The sequence below is a fragment of the Desulfosporosinus sp. BICA1-9 genome (assembly GCF_000802135.1).
Map to the genome: position 1 here is coordinate 16,022 of NZ_JUEE01000125.1, position 18,382 is coordinate 34,403.

14 protein-coding genes and 1 CRISPR repeat array are annotated in these 18,382 nt (G+C 42.0%); of the genes, 12 read left to right on the forward strand and 2 right to left on the reverse strand.

Translation table 11 applies throughout. The annotated features are described in order from the left end of the window. The first annotated feature begins 251 nt into the window (after window positions 1-251). From cas6 to JL57_RS14925, 5 genes are all read left to right on the forward strand, one after another. The gene (gene cas6 / locus JL57_RS14905) at window positions 252-1,058 is read left to right on the forward strand and encodes a CRISPR-associated endoribonuclease Cas6 (protein WP_045691191.1); all 807 of its coding nucleotides are present in this window, start codon (window positions 252-254) and stop codon (window positions 1,056-1,058) included. A gap of 271 nt (window positions 1,059-1,329) precedes the next feature. Continuing rightward, window positions 1,330-3,093, forward strand: a complete 1,764-nt coding sequence (locus tag JL57_RS14910) for a hypothetical protein (protein ID WP_034142819.1) — start codon at window positions 1,330-1,332, stop codon at window positions 3,091-3,093. 4 nt (window positions 3,094-3,097) lie between these two features. Next, a complete protein-coding gene (gene cas7i / locus JL57_RS14915) occupies window positions 3,098-3,967 on the forward strand; it encodes a type I-B CRISPR-associated protein Cas7/Cst2/DevR (protein WP_034142820.1) in 870 nt (289 codons plus the stop codon). An 18-nt stretch (window positions 3,968-3,985) separates the two neighbouring features. After that, window positions 3,986-4,750, forward strand: coding sequence for a CRISPR-associated protein Cas5 (cas5, locus tag JL57_RS14920; RefSeq protein WP_291300128.1), 765 nt, complete (start codon window positions 3,986-3,988; stop codon window positions 4,748-4,750). 5 nt (window positions 4,751-4,755) lie between these two features. Next, entirely contained in the window at window positions 4,756-7,077 is a 2,322-nt protein-coding gene (locus JL57_RS14925; RefSeq protein WP_034142832.1) for a CRISPR-associated helicase/endonuclease Cas3, read from the forward strand. 369 nt (window positions 7,078-7,446) lie between these two features. Here the strand turns inward: JL57_RS14925 and JL57_RS14930 are convergent, their stop codons facing one another. Both JL57_RS14930 and JL57_RS14935 read right to left on the reverse strand, forming a co-directional pair. Continuing rightward, a complete protein-coding gene (locus tag JL57_RS14930; protein ID WP_034142821.1) occupies window positions 7,447-7,869 on the reverse strand; it encodes a type II toxin-antitoxin system HicB family antitoxin in 423 nt (140 codons plus the stop codon). Between the two features lie 46 nt (window positions 7,870-7,915). Then, a complete protein-coding gene (locus tag JL57_RS14935) occupies window positions 7,916-8,131 on the reverse strand; it encodes a type II toxin-antitoxin system HicA family toxin (RefSeq protein ID WP_034142822.1) in 216 nt (71 codons plus the stop codon). Between the two features lie 382 nt (window positions 8,132-8,513). On the opposite strand from JL57_RS14935, the gene JL57_RS14940 reads away from it, so the two are divergent. From JL57_RS14940 to cas2, 7 genes are read left to right on the forward strand one after another with little or no spacing between them, the layout of a single operon-like run. Then, the gene (locus JL57_RS14940) at window positions 8,514-10,544 is read left to right on the forward strand and encodes a TM1802 family CRISPR-associated protein (protein ID WP_034142823.1); all 2,031 of its coding nucleotides are present in this window, start codon (window positions 8,514-8,516) and stop codon (window positions 10,542-10,544) included. A gap of 11 nt (window positions 10,545-10,555) precedes the next feature. Then, window positions 10,556-11,542, forward strand: a complete 987-nt coding sequence (gene cas7b / locus JL57_RS14945) for a type I-B CRISPR-associated protein Cas7/Csh2 (protein ID WP_034142824.1) — start codon at window positions 10,556-10,558, stop codon at window positions 11,540-11,542. 5 nt (window positions 11,543-11,547) lie between these two features. Beyond that, the gene (gene cas5 / locus JL57_RS14950; RefSeq protein WP_034142833.1) at window positions 11,548-12,276 is read left to right on the forward strand and encodes a CRISPR-associated protein Cas5; all 729 of its coding nucleotides are present in this window, start codon (window positions 11,548-11,550) and stop codon (window positions 12,274-12,276) included. Then, complete coding sequence (locus JL57_RS14955) at window positions 12,273-14,657, forward strand: CRISPR-associated helicase/endonuclease Cas3 (RefSeq protein WP_034142825.1); 2,385 nt, start codon at window positions 12,273-12,275, stop codon at window positions 14,655-14,657. Before cas5 (JL57_RS14950) ends, JL57_RS14955 begins: the two co-directional genes overlap by 4 nt. 51 nt (window positions 14,658-14,708) lie before the next feature. Further along, the gene (cas4, locus tag JL57_RS14960) at window positions 14,709-15,221 is read left to right on the forward strand and encodes a CRISPR-associated protein Cas4 (RefSeq protein WP_034142826.1); all 513 of its coding nucleotides are present in this window, start codon (window positions 14,709-14,711) and stop codon (window positions 15,219-15,221) included. 35 nt (window positions 15,222-15,256) lie between these two features. After that, window positions 15,257-16,252 carry a type I-B CRISPR-associated endonuclease Cas1b gene (gene cas1b, locus JL57_RS14965; RefSeq protein ID WP_034142827.1) on the forward strand — a complete coding sequence of 332 codons (996 nt, stop codon included), beginning with the start codon at window positions 15,257-15,259 and terminating at the stop codon, window positions 16,250-16,252. 36 nt (window positions 16,253-16,288) lie between these two features. Next, entirely contained in the window at window positions 16,289-16,552 is a 264-nt protein-coding gene (gene cas2 / locus JL57_RS14970; protein ID WP_034142828.1) for a CRISPR-associated endonuclease Cas2, read from the forward strand. 170 nt (window positions 16,553-16,722) lie between these two features. Further along, window positions 16,723-18,347: direct repeats of the CRISPR family, unit length 30 nt; unit sequence GTCCGTAGCCTGCCTATAAGGAATTGAAAC. Window positions 18,348-18,382 lie beyond the last annotated feature (35 nt).

Sequence of the window (18,382 nt, forward strand, 5' to 3'; positions counted from 1 at the left end):
ACAATTATTTTATGTGGATAAGAAAATAGGTCCTTGCACATTATGTGCGGGGACCTATTTTCTAATTCTAAGACCTATTTTGAGCACCCTTTGCAGTTAAATAAAGAAAAATAAAGGATTTTATGAGAAATAGTAGAAATGTTAAATATTTAATAAAATGGGAAATTTGCTAGTGAAACAGAAAATTGTCTAACTTATCCTGTAAGCTTAAAGTAAGTTGAGAAAATGGTACTTCATAAGGGGGCAGAAATATGAGGTTGAATATATGCTTAAAGTTTTCACCAACAGAAGGGTTTCCAATTCATTATCACTATTGGCTTCAAAGCGCGATTTATCATGTGATGGAAGGAAATATTGCAGATCAGGTCCATACCCAGGGTTTTGAAGGAGATGGACGGATTTTTCGTCTCTTTACATTTTCAAAGCTATTGGGACGTTATGAGCTATCTAAGGATAAAAAGTATATCCGTTTCCCTGAAGGAGCCAATTGGATTGTCTCCTCACCGATAGACGATATTCTAGGCTCTATCGCAGGGGGACTGCTAAAACAGTTGGCGTTAAGAATCGGCGGGATTAGTGCGGAGATTACTGGGATTCAAGTCTCACATCCGAATGTGCTGAGCGAGACTATTCGTGTACGCACACTCTCACCTGTTGTAGCCTATAGCACTATGTTTCGTGGAGACGGGAGCAAATATACAGTCTATCTGCAGCCCGGAGAACCGGAGTTTAGGCGCATTGTGGCTGAAAATCTCCAGAAGAAATGGGAAGGGATCAGAACTTGGAATCAAGCCGAGAAAAAGGATGAAAGCGCAAGCTCCTATCCCATGAACAACGCCAGTGATCATCTAGAAGGTGAGCGAAGGAGCGTTAACCTTCATATGCTCAATAATCCAAAGATGCACATTTTGGAGTATAAGGGGGGGATCATCAAAGGATACTCGGGGATGATGGAACTATCTGGGCCGCCTGAGTTGCTTCAAGTTGCCATAGATGCAGGCCTGGGAAGTAAGAATGCACAAGGGTGCGGATGTTTGGAGGTGATGGGGAGGGGATAAGACAACAAAGTCAAAAACACCTCTACGTACATTTCGTAAGGTATTTTTGACTTTGCTCAAGGTCTTAGTAAATTTCCTTAAAATCCTTATAGGCAAGCTAAAATTTACAACATTTTATCAGTTTCAAATCCTAATAGGCAAACTAAACTTTGGCAACATTGATTACTTATTATAATTCATATGACAGTTATAAGCAATTTGAAAAATATTTCCATAACATCTTGCATTTATTTGTACCACATTATATCATAATAAGAGAGGAGGTTATCAAGTGGAAGAGAAACTGGTTTATGAACATACCTTCCCCTTAAGACATCATTGGTGGATCGATTCTGGCATTATTGGACTGTACAATATAGCGGGACAACTAAAGGATAGCAATTCTCAATATCATTCCATTCACTATTCCGTTAATATGCAAGAATTAATTTTTCAAGCGCCATCTCAGCAGACGCTAAAAGATTTTTTGGACAGTTGTTACGAAGAATTGGCCAACAGATATTGGAATGTGTCGACAAGAAAACAACGCGAAGCAAACGAGCTTGTGATTTATGATAAAAATACTAACCAATTCGGTCTAATTCCACGCCGCAGTCCCACCCCTATTCCTGGCCTGTTTACGAAGGGAAGTAGTTATCGAGCGGAAAATGAAGAATATGCAAAATTATCCATGAAAATGCAGGAAAGAGTGGATACTTTCTTACTTGAAAATCAAAAGACGCTTTGGGGTGCGAAAAAACGTTTACTTTATGATTCCCCGGTGTGCCATCCAATAATCCAGTTGTTTCCTAACAAAGGTACAAGAACAACTTGCTGTATTTGTGGCCAAGAGAATATATGTAGTGAAGTATCTCAACCTTCATTTCTATTGTTTGCAAGCCCAACCGCGACATTATCTTTTAATTCCGAAGGGAAAAAGCCGGATAAAATTTGTTGGGAATGTCAATTTTTGAGCAAATTTGCTGTAGAGGCTGCTTATTACAAACAAAGGATAAAAGATAGGAAACCAGAAAATCTATTCATTTTACAAATGACGACAAGTCATGCAGAAAAGTTGATCAATAGTCATATGTTTCTTAACGCTCAAGCAAATGTACGCCAATTCGATGAAGAAAATCATTTGTCTAATATTGGAACCACAAAAAGCGATAATCGGTTGCTTTATTATGCTAAATTACCTTATGAATTTCTTTGGGCGTTTTTTCATGATTCGTATGAATCTTTGCGGATAGAAGCAGAAGAGCATGCTCAATCTGCTGAGGAACTGACGATGTTATGTATTAAGCCGGTAATTGAAACACCTCTACAGATATACTTGTTAGTGATTGGGTATAAAGGACAAACATTTATGATAAAAGAAATTATTGCTTATTCAGAAACTGCTTATGCTTTCCGTTTATTACATTCGTTTCATGAAGAGTTTGCTCAAGATCATAAATTTTTATTCAAAGTTTTCCGAGACCTATATCTGCCTAACGAAGGGAAAGCATTTGATATTAGTAATAATCTTTGGCGAAACCGTATTTTGCAAAGGGTTCTTCAGAAAAAGGACATTCTTCAGCAGATGGAGTCTTTTGCTTTTAGAAAATCCTTGAAAGATGATTTTCCTTTTCTCGGAAATTTATTAAATTTTACTCAAAGTTATCAGTTAAAAATAAAGGAGGGGATCGGGATGACTCAAGACCAAGTTGATGTAGCGGTTAATTTGGGTAGGCAGATTGTTCTTTCTGCCAGAGATATTGCTAAGGATATTTCAGGCAGTAATTTTGACAGGGTAAAAGGGGATTTATTCACTTTGCGTAAAACCCGCACTGTCACAGATTTTTTAGAACAACTGAACAGAATCCAGTTCCGTTACAATATTGTCGTTTCCAATCAGATCTTGGGAGGGATATTAGAAAAAGTAACTTTTGACGATTTTAAATCTTACTGCCTATTGGGGGCTTTGAATACTTATAATAATTTCAAACGATCAAAAGGCAAAAAAGATGATGAAGAGACGAGAGACGAAAACCAAGAAGATAAAGGAGAGTAATCTTATGCAAGCTAAATGTTTAACTATTACGTATTTAACGAAAGCTTCCTATGCATCTTTGAACGGTTCGGACAAAGAAGCAGACAACATTTCCAGTATAAAAAAAATCCAAGCGGCGGATGGTAAAGAATATCCCTATAAATCTTCGCAGGCGATCCGTCGGGATTTGCGTGAACAATTGGCCGTTTTAGGAGAAAAACTATCGGAATCTACGGAGGCAAAACAGGACAAAGGTGCCACTTCTACTCAATGCAAACCACAAGAATATATTGATGACGATTTATTTGGTTTTATGCAGGCTGACAAAGAAACCATCAAACGTACCAGTCCAGTACGGGTATCCCCTTTAATTTCTTTAGAAGAGTATCGTGGCGAACTTGATTTTGCCACCAATTATATGGGTGTTAAAGCTGGTGGAAATCCGAATATATTTGAAAGTGAAATTCATTCCGGCATATATCGGGGAACCATTCTGATCGAACTCGACAGAATCGGGGTAGCAGATGCTTCTACGTACAAGTTAGATTTAGAAGCTGCTGAAAAGAAGCGCCGGGTAGGTGTCCTATTGGACGCGATTCAAAACCTTTGGGGAGTAGGAAGACAAAGCCGTTTCTTAGCCGATATTTCTCCTAAATTTATATGCGCAGGACTTATGGCGGTAAAAAATCCAATATTTTTAGAATGCCTTGATGTGGATGCACAAGGAATAGTAAAAATTGGACTAATTGAATCTACCATTAAAGATTTTTCCAACGTAATTAAAGAAACCGTTATTGGAGAGCGTAAAGGTTTTTTCCCTGAGGATACTATGCAGGCACTGACCATGGGCGAAGCCTTTGGCAAGATGAAAGCCTGGTTGGATGGTATATATTAAAATGGTGAGGAGAGCAGAATGATGGACGGTTACGGTTTCTCTGTTATACTTTTAGCGGAAACGGCTTCATTCCGCGATCCGGGTGGACAGCTTTATCATGCAACCCTGCCCATGCCTCCCGTCTCGACGATCATAGGTATTGCCGGAGCAGCCTTAGGGTTTCCGTTTCAACAGGTTTGGGAGTATTTCCTTGAGAATAATATCGGAGTAGGTGTCCAGGATATTAGTGTTAAGGAGAGAAAAAAATCGGCGGGTAAAGGACTGGATCTTTGGAAATACCAAAAGATTGTATCCAAAGAATTACGAAGCGATATTCTAAAGAGAGAGTTTTTGTTCCGTCCGGCGTATCGGCTTTATTATGGCAGCCAAGAACGGAGAGTTATGGAGTCTTTGCAGCAAGCTTTCCACTCTCCTGCCTGGGCCCTAACTTTAGGCACCAGCGATGATATTGCTTTGCTAAAAGAGGTATCGTCTATTGACAGAGTCAGAAAAATTGCGGGAGGTTCAACTGACCTTAGCTACAGGTTAGTTCCCGGAGACCAATCAGATAATTATGCGTTTAACTGGGAATTGATTGAGAAAGAAAAGGTTACGGTTTTTTTAGCCTTACCCATGGTCAAAAAATTACCGGTCCGCTTTGTCTTTGGCGCAGATGGTGAGCGCAAAGGTTCGGAATATCAGACTTTTACTTTTCTAGCCAAGTTTCACAACTTAAAAAATCCCTGTCCTGCTTATTCTTTTGGTCAGGAGACCATCCCTTTATTTTCTTTGGGAAACGGATGATGGACATGCGGACAGAATATGCTAAACCCGATACCGGGGAAAAAGGAAGCTATATTTATCACGTTACGGAATGCCACAAACTTTGGCAAGAATCATTTCAAAGTCGACAAAATGCGCTTGCCTACTTTTGCAGTTCCATTGGGATGTCACTTGAGGATTTTAAGGAACAGACAGAAAAAGCAATCTTATTTCATGACGCAGGGAAACTTCTTCCGACCTTTCAACAGCAAATGCAGCGATTGGTGGCATATCAGCCAACCGATCGTTCCCTGAATTTTCGGCATGAACTGGCATCAGCGCTGTTTCTATTTGTAATGGAACAGGAGCGACTTCAAACAGAAGCAACGTTGATCCCTTGTGAACTGCTGGCCGTGTTAGGTCACCATAAAACTCTGCAAGTGGATTGGCACAGTTTTGAGAGGGAAATGTCCCGTAAAGAGTCACCTGGACTGCAGGCGGAGGAGATTAAACGGGTACTTGAGGTTGCTGCTCAAAATGGTTTGGTTTGCTCTTTTGATACTTTCTTGCTTACAAAGATATTTACACTTTCCCAATGGCCTTCAACCTTGTTCCGAGCACTCAGACAAAGGTTAGAAGAAACAAACCTGAAGAAAATTCCTGCTGAGGAAAGGCAAGAGATTAGGCTGGTTTACGCTTTAATTAAAGGATTGTTGATGGATTGTGACTGGTTGGCTTCTGAAAAAGATAAAGATAAAAGATTGCCAATTAATCATCAAATGTCAAGTTCTATTTTGTGGGGAAAAATACAAGTCAAGGTGGAACAAGATGGGCTGGTTTTTGAAAAACGCCTGTTCCACCTTATATGTGAAAAAACTCAAGGTAATCTATTGGCAATTGCCCCCACAGGTTCAGGTAAAACAGAAGCAGCTTTGCTCTGGGCAACGAATGGAGAACCAGCGAAAATTATTTTTTTGATGCCAACTATGGTGACTTCAAACAGCCTGTATAGACGCATGAGTAATAACTATTTTCAGGATAAGGAATGCGGCTTAATTCATTCGGGAGCGGATACTTATTTTGCCCAGCAAAATGACGGGGAGCAGGATAATACTTCGCAGGATTTACGCTGGGAATTAATCCGCTATCGAGCTTTCATGGCCCCGGTGATGGTGGCAACGGTAGATCAGGTGTTAACCAGTGGGTTCAATATCGGGGCTTGGTGTCAAAAAGAATGGGCCTTGGTGGGCAGTAGGGTTATATTCGACGAAGTTCATGCTTACCAGTTTTACACGCTAGGCCTTATTACTGCGGCGATTGAAAAAATTAAGCTGCTTGGCGGTTCAGTATGTCTGATGAGTGCAACCATGCCAACCTTTCTGCGGGAGCATTTTCTAAAGCTTTTGGATGTACCGGCACCAGTTGTTGCCGAAGAATTAATGGGCAGAAAAAAATGTCAATGGAAATACAGAGAAGATACAATTGATGAAATGATAGGAGAAATTCGGCATTTCCTACAGCAGGGAAAGAAAGTAGCAATTGTATTCAATACTGTCCAAGCGGCACAAGAAGCCTATCGTCAGTGGGTCAAATTTATTGACAAAGAAAAGGTGCTTTGTTATCATAGCCAGTTTATTATGAAGGACCGTCAGGAGAAAGAGGACGCTTTATTGGACAAGGACGATAAAGGTCGTCCTATAAATTACGATTTGGTCATTGCCACACAGGCTATTGAAGTTTCCCTTGATATCAGCTTTGATGTGATGTACAGCGAATGCGCTCCTCTGGATAGTTTAATTCAAAGGGCAGGGAGATGTAACCGCTACGGAAGGGAAGGCGAGTACTTCTTTATTGTATTTCCGGCTTCGGAAACGGCACTAGAATATGTTTATAAAAGTGCGGATGCGGTCCTTAAAAAAACGGCTGATATTGTTAGAGAAAACCAAAAAAAACTTAGAGAAGATGAATTGGCCCGGTTACTAGAAAATGTTTATGAAGGAACTAAATTAGGGCCGGACAATGACGAATTCCAAAAAGGATACCGACTCTATGCAGAAATAGCCACCGCTGTAAATTCCCAAGGGTTTATCTTTGATCTGCCAGTAAATGAACAAACAGCTACCCGCAATTTTGATAATTATCTAAAAATTACGGTTATTCCACAAAAGTTTTATGGGGAAGTTGTGGACTTGTGGGGAAAAAAGAAATATTCATTGATTAGATTATATGAAGTATCAGTTGGGGGATCTCATTTGCGAGAGCTTAAAGCAGTATCCAATCCCATGAGTCTGCCGATTTATGAAATACCTTATACAAAAGAAGAGGGAATTTTGAATTCTGAAAATAGTTTTGAGGCAAGGTGCTTTTGAAAATAGCAAGCGGTGATCAAGATTAGGTTTTGGATGCTTTCCCAATAATATTGCTAAGAAGTTTACAATTGAGTTTCATTTATACTTCAAATTCACAATGCTTAACTATCCAAAGTTGCACATTTTTGGAGTATACGAGGAGGAATCATCAAAGGGTACTCAGGGATGATGGAACTAATAATTGTGTCAACTGTGAAAATGGATGGATGAGCTAAGTGATTGGTGTGAGATTTATTTAACGGGTTGTTCGAAGAGAGTTAAAGATTTCCGAAGTTTGGCCATATGATGCGGAGAATAGGAATTATACTTGATAAATGATAAGTAAAAAAGCAGCTGATTAGGCTGCTTTTTAAAAATTGTTATATTAATTCAAGGTTGCTTTTCAATTGACTTAATCCCAAGTGCATCCTTGATTGACGCTTGAAGAAGTTGCGAGAAATTCAGGCCTGCTTCTTCACCAACATCACGTAACCATTTAGGCAAGGTGCAATTTTTAGTTACAGCCTTATTTGCAGCTTCGTTGCGATATGGTGGCATGTAAATCTCCACAAATACAATACGGTCATTTGCATCGAGTAAGGAGATATTTTCAGGAGCAGAAGGAATGGGCAGTGGCTGGACTTGTTCTTCTTTTTCTAAAACGAGATCTACGAGCATTTCTTTTGCCTTTCGAATACCATCCGCAATATCAATACTCAAGATCGCAGTTCCTGGGAAATCGGGGAAATACATACCCAGGCCTCCATCGCCAGATTTTTCAACAACTATTGGATAAATTAAATGATTGGACACCTGTAATCAACTCCTTAATATTTTTTGTATTTATTTACACCAGTGGCTAGAATTTTATTCCTGATGTTTGTTCAATACTATTTAGCGTTCCTTTTGGGATTACTTGACCGCTGTGGTGAAAAGCTAGATCAGCGTATCTGGTAGGGTCGGTTTTGTGTGAGTAGCGTTGATGGCTTGTGCTTTTACCGTGGTTTGGGGATTTAACAAATCCTTCTTCTTTCAGTTTTTGCAGGACTTTTCTTACTGTTATTTGCTTACCCAACTCCGCGACCTCCTTGCAAGTATTATTATAACACGTATCAATAATGCGTGTAAACTATTGAGGGAAGAATTATACGCATTTTTATGCGTGTAAAAGAGTGAAGTTGGTATTATGCAAAGGTTAGAAGAAAGGTTTAATATTTGATGTAATGAGAAATTAGTTAATCATAACAGAAAAATGTCTAGCTAATACTGTAAACTTTAAGCAGGTTGAGATAATGGACTACATAAGGGGGGCTGTAATTATGAGGTTGAAATAGATGCAGGAATTAGGAAAGAGAAATTCTCAAGGGTGCGGATGTTTGAGGTGATGGGGAAGGGATAACGATTGTCAGAGTCAGTCATTAAGTAAGACAGGAAGTCTGCTAAAAGGAAGTGATGGGATGATCGCATCAATGCGCGAGTTGGCATTGGATTATCTTCTAGAAAACTTAAATCAGGGAGATATGCCAGAGAATTCGGAGGCTTGGTATCAAAATCTCAGACTGAATTCACTAGGCCAATTATTTCCCTATCTGGTTGAGGACAGTGGTAAGGTGGACAAGGTCTATATTTTGGAACGGGAATCCGCTGATACAGCAAAATTAACTGTGGAAGATGTCGTACAAGGGAAGGAGGAGAGTGGCGGGTGCCCTGCTTATAAACTGCCTTTTATGAAACCATCGGGGTCACAGAGTCCTGCTGTTGGACCAGTGATCAAAAGAACCTATGCTAAAGAAGGCAGTGGTCCAAGTGAAAAGATTCTCGCAACAACTGTTAAATATTTTCGGGAGGTATCTGAAGCGCAAAAACCATGGTCTGATTATTTCAAAGAAATACTGGGGATCTTGGAAAGACCAAAGCTTAGACTGGCTGATGGGCTAGTCATGGATTGGGAAAAAGAAGGCTTTTCTTCAATGCTAGCTTGTGTAGTTGAAGGCATTGGACCACAGAAGAACACAGTGTTTCTAACAATTAGAGATGCTCAGGACAAACTCCCGGGTGAACAGTTGGTTTACACAGATTATCTTTTAAAGGCAAAGTTGGCGGGGGAACGTTATGTGACTGGAGGATCGCCCGCCGAGGAAGAAGCGCGTTGTCCGTTATGTGGACAAGATGCTGTCACGGTCTTTCCTAATGCACTTAAAGGTGCAGGGGTTAATCTTTTAAATACAGATCGGATTGGAGTTTTTCCTGGAATCGATGCAGCACAGGCCTGGAAGGGATATGCGCTTTGTGCCTCGTGTTCTGATCTTCTCTACGTCTTTAAATTTCATGTTTTGAAGAAAGGGGGGCCTGAAAAAAAGGGGCAACCATTTGGAGCGAAGGTTGCAGGAGAAAATGCTTTAGTTATCCCAGAGTTTTTTCCGGGACTCCCTTTAGAGGTGCGGCAAAACTGTTTGCATGATGTACAAGAGTATATCCAAGGATTTAAAGAGGATGTGGAGGAGGATGAGAAGGGGTTACTTGATTCACTGAAGGACTCAGAGGGTATTCTGAATTTGACCGTTCTCTGGGCAGATGTTGGCCAGAATCTTGAAAACGTCACTGGTTTGATCACGCAAGTCCTTCCGAGTCGATTACGACAGCTCTCTCAGTTTAATGACTCAACCCAAGAGTGGGTAAGTCCGCTTTTTCCCAAGAAGCCTCTCTGGAGTGGACGGTTTAACTTCAAACCACAATTGGCTCTATCCGCTCTTAACCCCTTGTTTTTACGCCCGGGCGGTAAAAAGGTTAAAGATGCCAATGCCAGTAAACAGTTGTTTCAGCTTAAGCGGCTCTTGGCGGAAGGGGTTTATCATGGCACATCAATAGCAGAGAACCGATTTTGGGATGAAGCGTTAACCACGGCAAGGAGTTATGTCGCTGAGGCAGTAGCTAATAAGGATGGCTATCGGAGTTTGTTATACGAATCGGCGGACAAAAACGGCAATGAGATCTCCGCTGCAGCTTGGATTAAACATTTTAATTGGTATCTCAATTATTTTAGAAGCAAAGAGGTGGGTGTACTTCCAATGAACAAACAACCTTATGAACCTGCTATGGAGGCTTTGAAGCCTTATTTTGGTCCGGAAAGTGGGATTGATTCTCCAGAAAAATCCTATGCTTTTCTCTTAGGCGTACTCTACGGTAAGTTGCTTCAAGTCCAAGGGGCGAGAGGCGTGAATGTAGGTGCGAACGCTTTGACTTGGCTCAAACGACTTACTCTGAAAGGCAAGGATCTTCCGGAACTGTATATTAAGATCCGTGAAAAGCTCTTGTCTTATGAGTCAGAGAAGAGCCCAGATATACGCATGCTAATTCAAGAGTTGGGGCAACTCGGAATTCGTTTAGGTGATCGAATTAAACTAGATGAAGTGGGCACTAACTATTTTTTGCTCTTAGGTCAATCGATGACGGAAAGCATTTTACCGTCGAAATCAAAAGAGGTATAGGAGGTTAAATCATGTCTGATCAAATCAAAACTCTGAGCGGACGGCGCGAATTCTTGTTTCTCTATGATATTAAAATGGGAAACCCTAATGGGGACCCTGATGAAAACCGACCGCGGGTGTTACCAGATGGAACGTACTATGTGACAGATGTTCGCTTAAAGCGCTTTAGCCGAGACTTCTTAAAAAGTCGCAAGTATGAAATTCTCGTGGACAATATTGAGGGGCGTACCACGAATCTCACCGGTCGGGTCGTACATTACTTGGCCAATAATGGCAAGGAGAAGGTCGATGGACAAGAGCTGGTCAAGGTACTGTTAGATGCCTTTATAGATGCTCGGTTATTTGGAAGTTCTTTAGCCTTTAAAGAAGAGAAATTCAAAGATGATAAAGGAAAAGATCAAACATGGAAAGCCAAACCTGTGCCAAAAACGTTAACGGGTGCGGTGCAACTAAATATGGGAGAGGTTCTACACCGAGCGGAGAGCGTCGATATTCATGGCACGTCTGTCTTTGGGAGTGATGAAAGCAAGAGCCAAGGAACCTTCACCTCTTATTACGGACTGCGTTATGCGTTGATTGGCTTTTCGGGGTTTGCCAATGAACATTCCGCAGAGCTTTCTCGTCTGAGCGATGAAGACTATGAGCTTTTATTAAAATCTCTTTGGCACGGAGTAAGGAGTGCTGGTAATACACGTACCAAGGTTGGACAAATCCCCCGTCTAATCCTGAGCATCGACTATCAACCTGGAGAGGAATTTCAGTTCGGGCGTTTGCACGATTATGTGAAACTCTTAGCGACGGCGGAAAAAGAAGAAAAAGAGTGGTCTTCGCCAGATGATTATCAACTCGATCTCGGCAAACTTGTGACTAGAATTAATGAACAGAAGGGTCGGATTTCCACCGTGCGCTATGCAATTTCTAAGGATATAGGTTTGACCGATCCGTTGCCGGAATATTGGGAGGAACTTGCTATTGAAGATCTCCCCAAAGGACGTTGAGGCAAGTGACTGAATTAATTTCTTTCCAATTAAGAGGACGATTTGCTCATTTTTTGCGAGCGGAAGCGGGAGCTAGCGCTTTGAGCTATCCCATTCCACCACGCACCGTTATTCTTGGGTTGATTGGAGCGGTGCTTGGTCTGCAGAAGGACAGCCCTCAGGTTGTATTAGAACCGTTTCAAGTTGCCTTAGCAGGGAAAGTTCCCCAAGGATTTTGGCATAAAGCTAAACTTCGTAAGGACCCTCCCGAGTTACTACCTCAGGTGGTTAAACGATCTCAATCAGAGGAAAAAACCACGAAGCCGGAACGAGCAACGTTGATTGCGCAGGAGTGGCTGCTTAATCCTAGTTATACCCTTTGGGTATCCTTGCCAGAGCCCTATCATGAGGAGCTTGAGAGGCGGGTAAGAGAGCGACAGTGGTATTATCAGCCTTCCTTAGGGCTTTCTGAGATGATGGCAGATCTACAGTATTTAGGAAGTGAGACGGCTAAACCCTTGCCAAGTGGGTGTTATGAGGTATCTTCGGTAATTCGGCAAGGGCATGGAGAAATTCAGGTTCCCAAAGTATTAGAACGGAACCTTGCCTTGCATCTACTCCGGATGCCGAGATCAGTCACTCCAGAGCGGGTATTCACACATGAGGGATATATTCTAGAAAGGGATGGCTCCCCAATTCCTGTTCTTACATCGGAAGGGTATGAAGTGGCTGGGAAGGTGATTTTGTTTTTATGAGTGCGGTGATTCATTCCCATCCACATTTAGAGCTTCATGAACATATTGAACAAGTCGAGAGTGGGTTGAAGGCCCTTCTTCAGTGGCATTCTCAAGAAGTCAGGGAGGTCGTAACCGAGTGGTTACCGAAGCTAGCAAAATTTCATGATCTTGGTAAAGGTTCGGCGGCCTTCCAAACCTTTATTCAGGATCCTCAGCATTATCGAGGGGATCCCAAAGAAAAGGCTCATACTTCTCTTTCGTTGTTTTTGACGCTACTCTTAACTCAAGGAGACGGATGGAATGCACTCGATGCCCTCTGCTTAGGCGCGGTGGTTCGGGGTCATCATACCGCCCTACCGACAATCCCAGAACGCAAGATCGGAGCAGTATCCTGCTCCGATCGGGACATAAATAACTTTGCCGGTGGAGAGAGTGTCAGGGTGCTTAAGAAGCAACTAACTAACTTGGACTTTGTCGAGTTGGAACGTCAAACGGGCCTTCCCGTGACCAAGGATTGGGAGCGGATTCGTGATGACCCTGCAAGTTATGTTATAAAGATGAAACGTTATATGAATGAGGTATTAATTAAAACTGTCCAAAAGCTGACTGAAGAGGAAGCAGTGGCTTATCGTTTAAAGATTCAACTGTTATTCTCCATGCTACTAGAGGCGGACAAGGCTCTGCTGGCTGTCTCAAATCCGGAAAACTATCTTAAACGAGAGATTCAACAGTGGGATGCGCAATGGGTTGAACAGCGGATTAGAAACTTTGAGGATCAGAATAAGGAAAAGGATCTGCCTCAGGACCTGGAGTCACTGACCAATCAATTGCGTAGAAAAATGAGGGAGGAGGTTAAGCTTTCGATTGAGGGAAAATTTGAAGACCGCATTTTTAGCTTAACGGCTCCTACAGGATGTGGTAAGACGTTATTGGCAGCGACCTGGGCACTTAAAATGCAGGAGAAAATCCGCAGAAGAGCAGAAAATCCACCGAAGATTATTGTCGTACTGCCATTTCTATCGGTGATTGATCAAACCGCCAAAGAGTATGCCAAACTATTAGCCATCGGAGGAGTCGAGAAGGATGGTCGTTGGCTCTTGACCAGTCACTCTTTATCGGATCGGAGCTATGCTCAGGACATGGAAGTGAAAGATGAACGATTTTTCGTGGACACTTGGCGAAGTGAACTAATTATAACGACCTACGATCAGTTTCTGATGAGTTTAATGGATCCGAAGGCTCGCTACCAAATGCGTTTCCATCATCTTTGTGATGCGCTGATTATTATGGATGAAGTACAATCATTGCCCTGCCAACTCTGGCAACCTCTTGATCGAGTGTTTCAGGGCTTAATGAGTCTAGGGAGCAGCAAACTGCTCTTGATGTCGGCAACTCTGCCTTCGTTTGTTTCCCAGCACACTCCTTTAGTAAAAGACTATCCGGCGTATTTCTCTGCTTTTGCTAGGTACAAGCTGGTATTTAGCTTGGAAGAAACGATAAGCTTGGACGCCTTCTGTGAATTGATGGTAGAGCGTCTGCCTGATTGGATCAGTGAACACAAACGGGTTTTGATCACCTTGAATACGCGGGGGAGTGCCCGAAAGGTTTGGCAGGAAATCAAGGAGAGCTGGATTGACGTTGAAGAAGGAATGAAGCTCTTCTTTATTAGTGCCGATGTGACCCCTAAAGATCGACTCGTTATTGTGGATGAGATTAAAAAAGGGTACCCGTGTATTGTGGTCTCGACCCAGTCCATTGAAGCCGGGGTGGATATTGATCTAGACTTAGTCCTACGCGATTTTGCTCCTCTCGATAGTTTGATTCAAATAGCCGGCCGCTGTAATCGGGAAGGGAAAGGTTCGCGTGGAACCGTGGAAATTTTTGATATTGTTAATGAGAATGAGCGTCGCTACTCTGAGATGATCTATGATGCGATTCATTTACAAGTGACGCGCTCTCTACTCCAAGATAAAGACGAAGTTCAAGAAGAAAATGTATTGTTGTTAGCAGAACGCTATTTTGCTGAACTATCTAAAAAGAAGGATACGGGCAAAGAGCATTTGGAAAGGTATATGCGTTGGTTGGAGGATGACCCGGTCAGAGAACTATTGCGAGGAAAAGAACGGCAACAGTTTACGTTCCTCGTGAGTGAGGAAGATCCCGAATTGTTAGAGGATCTGACTCAAGCAAGTCAGGTGGAGGATCGGTGGGAGCGGCGCGAAGCGAGGCGGGCTTTAGCAGGACGGATTGCGATGGTTTCCATTCATGTTTTTGCTAAACCGGGGTTTAGCCCACGGCAGATTGCCAATGAACACCCTGGAGAGCTATGGATTCTAAGATCAGGATATTATGCACCAGCAGGTGGCTTAAATGTTGAAGGAAAAACGATGATATTATGATGGTGTCTTGATCGTTGTATTGGATAGCTACTTGAGGAGAGGAGGGTTGAAGTGCTTAGTGAGAACGAATTTAACTTAACGGGAACCCTTATCTGGTATTATTATTGCTGTCCGCGTGAGGTATGGTTAATGGTGCATCAGATTAATGCTGATCAAGATGATGGCAATATGGATTTAGGGCGGTTTATTCATGAGAACACTTATAATCGAGATAAGCAAAAGGAGATATCGATCGGACATATCAAACTGGACATTGTGCGTCAAGACAGGGACAAATTGGTCATCGGAGAAGTGAAGAAAAGTTCCAAATACCTTCAAAGTGCACGCATGCAACTGGCCTTTTATCTTAGAGAACTAAAAGACCGAGGAATTGACGCGAAAGGAGAATTGTTATTTCCTAAAGAGAAACGGAAAGAAGAAGTTGAGTTGACGCCAGAGCTGGAACATGAATTGGATGTGGCGGCGTTGGAAATTGAGAGTATCGCACAGCAAGATACTCCTCCACTTCTTCGGAAAATTCCCTTATGTAGAAATTGTGCTTATAAAGAATTCTGCTGGGCGTAACAAGAGTTATTTTAGATAGAATCGAGGGGAAACCTTTGAAAAAAACGCTCTATATTTTTTCAAATGGACAATTGCACCGCAAAGATAACACCATCTTCTTTGAGAGTGAAGAAGGGGATCGTAAATTTATTCCGGTGGAGGACACGTCGGAACTGATGGTTTTTGGTGAGGTTGACCTGAATAAGCGCTTTTTGGAGTTTTGTACGCAGAAGGAAATTATAATCCATTACTATAATCATTACGGGTATTACACAGGCACGTTTTATCCTAGAGAACACTATAACTCGGGTTATATGATCCTGCGACAAGCGGAGCATTATCTTAAACCGGAATCCCGACTGCACATTGCCCGACAGTTTGTGACTGGGGCCGAGCGCAATATTCGCCAGGTCCTAAAATATTATGCCAATCGTAGTAAAGATGTTGGGGAGCAACTGAGTGAGATCGAAAGATTGGCAGAAAAAATTAGCTCATCAGCAGATATATCTGTACTTATGGCCATCGAAGGGAATATTCGGGACCAATATTATCGGGCGTTTGACGCGATCCATGGGCAAGAAGACTTTATCTTCGATGGTCGTTCTAGGAGGCCTCCAAAAAACGAGATCAACACATTGATTAGTTTTGGCAATACGATCATGTATTCTACAGTCCTTAGTGAAATTTATCGGACCCATCTTGATCCACGTATTGGTTATTTGCATACGACAAATTTTAGACGGTTTACACTCAATTTAGATGTAGCGGAAATCTTTAAGCCGATCATTGTGGATCGCGTCATTTTTTCTGTGATTGGCAAGAAAATGATCAGTAAGAAGGATTTCAAAAAAGAGGGGGGTGGGTTAATACTCAAAGAACAAGGTCGGAGGGTGTTTGTTGAGGAGCTGGAAAATCGGTTAAAGACAACGATTAATCACAGAGAGATTGGATCACCCGTTTCTTACCGACGATTATTGCGCTTAGAACTGTATAAGCTGGAGAAGCATTTAATGGGGGAAAAAGATTATGAGCCTTTTGTTACTCAGTGGTAATTGAAAATGGCTAAGTGTTAAAACGGAGGAAACGCTATGTTTGTGATCGTAGTATACGATGTCGGAGAAAAGCGCGTTAATAAAGTGCTTAAACGTTGCCGAAAGTATTTAAACTGGGTACAAAATTCGGTTTTAGAGGGAGATATCAGTGAAAGCAATCTGAAGAAATTAAAAATGGAATTGGAACGAATTATTGAGTCTGACCATGATTCAGTGATTATCTACACATCTCGTACGACTAAGTATACGGATCGAGAAATTATGGGCTTGCGTAAAGGTGGAGAAGAGCTTATTATTTAGAGAAAGGGTAAGGAACCGCATTCTTTGTGATGTCGTCGATGTACAATAAAGTAAAAACCCTTGGAGATCGACGACAGTGATAAGTCCTACCTATGCGGTTTCCCAGTTATGGGGTTGTTAAACTATATTTGTTGGTCCCGGGAAACTCATTATTTTTGGGCCAAAAATGGGTCCGTAGCCTGCCTATAAGGAATTGAAACCCGTAAAATTGCAATGAACTTTGAAACCGCTGCTGGTGTCCGTAGCCTGCCTATAAGGAATTGAAACTTCCTCTTGATTGCTATCATTGCCGTGTGGCTGCTAGTCCGTAGCCTGCCTATAAGGAATTGAAACCTGTGCACTTTTGCTTTTCTGCTTTTTCCTGCAACCGTCCGTAGCCTGCCTATAAGGAATTGAAACAATTTAACAGCTACGATGGACCAATGCTCCTGCATGGTCCGTAGCCTGCCTATAAGGAATTGAAACTGCAAGGAGATTGCGGAAGATATGATATTTCCGCTCCGTCCGTAGCCTGCCTATAAGGAATTGAAACTCGGACTCATGCAGATATTTGCATTACTCTGATGGCTCGTCCGTAGCCTGCCTATAAGGAATTGAAACCATTCGCATGGAAGAAACCCTCGAACAGGCTCAGGCTTGTCCGTAGCCTGCCTATAAGGAATTGAAACTCGGGAATAGCCTTTTCTAATTCGCTAAAATCTCTCGTCCGTAGCCTGCCTATAAGGAATTGAAACCTGAAAAATTCCCGGCAACAACCTTTAATTATTCAGTCCGTAGCCTGCCTATAAGGAATTGAAACCAACGAAGGAGGAAAATCATGACTAATCAACACGGGTCCGTAGCCTGCCTATAAGGAATTGAAACCAGAGATAATGTAGTTGCGCATCACGTAAGTAAACAAGGTCCGTAGCCTGCCTATAAGGAATTGAAACTATTTCCAACCGTTCTTAATCTCGTACTCTTTTACGTCCGTAGCCTGCCTATAAGGAATTGAAACCGTCAACACAAAATAAAAAGGAGGAAAACACATGAGTCCGTAGCCTGCCTATAAGGAATTGAAACTCATTACTATGGAGATTACCCCCTTAACTATCTTCTTCGTCCGTAGCCTGCCTATAAGGAATTGAAACTAATCTTTTGACTCCAAGGTTAAATGCCGCTGTCCCAGGTCCGTAGCCTGCCTATAAGGAATTGAAACTGTGAATTACTCAGTGTTTCTTAATCAAGCTCTATCGTCCGTAGCCTGCCTATAAGGAATTGAAACTTTCTTCGGTGGCTCCCTGTGGCAAGGGGGCCGCTTCGTCCGTAGCCTGCCTATAAGGAATTGAAACCAGCAATAACATAGATTCCTAGCGTCTCAAAAATAATGTCCGTAGCCTGCCTATAAGGAATTGAAACATGCCAAAAAGTGATCTTGCTCTAATGGTTTCTCCGTCCGTAGCCTGCCTATAAGGAATTGAAACTCTGTATTGAATCCTAGTTCAGTTAAGTATTGTTCCGTCCGTAGCCTGCCTATAAGGAATTGAAACTTGAAGTAGGGTTTCACGACAATCTAAGAGATGCAACAGTCCGTAGCCTGCCTATAAGGAATTGAAACTTTCTTCGGTGGCTCCCTGTGGCAAGGGGGCCGCTGTCCGTAGCCTGCCTATAAGGAATTGAAACTTTTAACAAATTCATACTTGATTAAACTTCTTTTTGACGTCCGTAGCCTGCCTATAAGGAATTGAAACTGTCTAACCCAAATATCTTTCTGCCATCACTACCGGTCCGTAGCCTGCCTATAAGGAATTGAAACAACTTAAATGTACCATCTTTCCCGATGCTCACCTC

What these genes read in the sequence shown, in the direction of transcription:
- cas7b (WP_034142824.1), top strand. Translation starts at nt 10,556, where the DNA reads ATGTCTGATCAAATCAAAACTCTGAGCGGACGGCGCGAATTCTTGTTT.
- JL57_RS14955 (WP_034142825.1), top strand. Translation starts at nt 12,273, where the DNA reads ATGAGTGCGGTGATTCATTCCCATCCACATTTAGAGCTTCATGAACAT.
- cas2 (WP_034142828.1), top strand. Translation starts at nt 16,289, where the DNA reads ATGTTTGTGATCGTAGTATACGATGTCGGAGAAAAGCGCGTTAATAAA.
- JL57_RS14940 (WP_034142823.1), top strand. Translation starts at nt 8,514, where the DNA reads ATGATCGCATCAATGCGCGAGTTGGCATTGGATTATCTTCTAGAAAAC.
- cas5 (WP_291300128.1), top strand. Translation starts at nt 3,986, where the DNA reads ATGATGGACGGTTACGGTTTCTCTGTTATACTTTTAGCGGAAACGGCT.
- cas7i (WP_034142820.1), top strand. Translation starts at nt 3,098, where the DNA reads ATGCAAGCTAAATGTTTAACTATTACGTATTTAACGAAAGCTTCCTAT.
- cas6 (WP_045691191.1), top strand. Translation starts at nt 252, where the DNA reads ATGAGGTTGAATATATGCTTAAAGTTTTCACCAACAGAAGGGTTTCCA.
- JL57_RS14925 (WP_034142832.1), top strand. Translation starts at nt 4,756, where the DNA reads ATGCGGACAGAATATGCTAAACCCGATACCGGGGAAAAAGGAAGCTAT.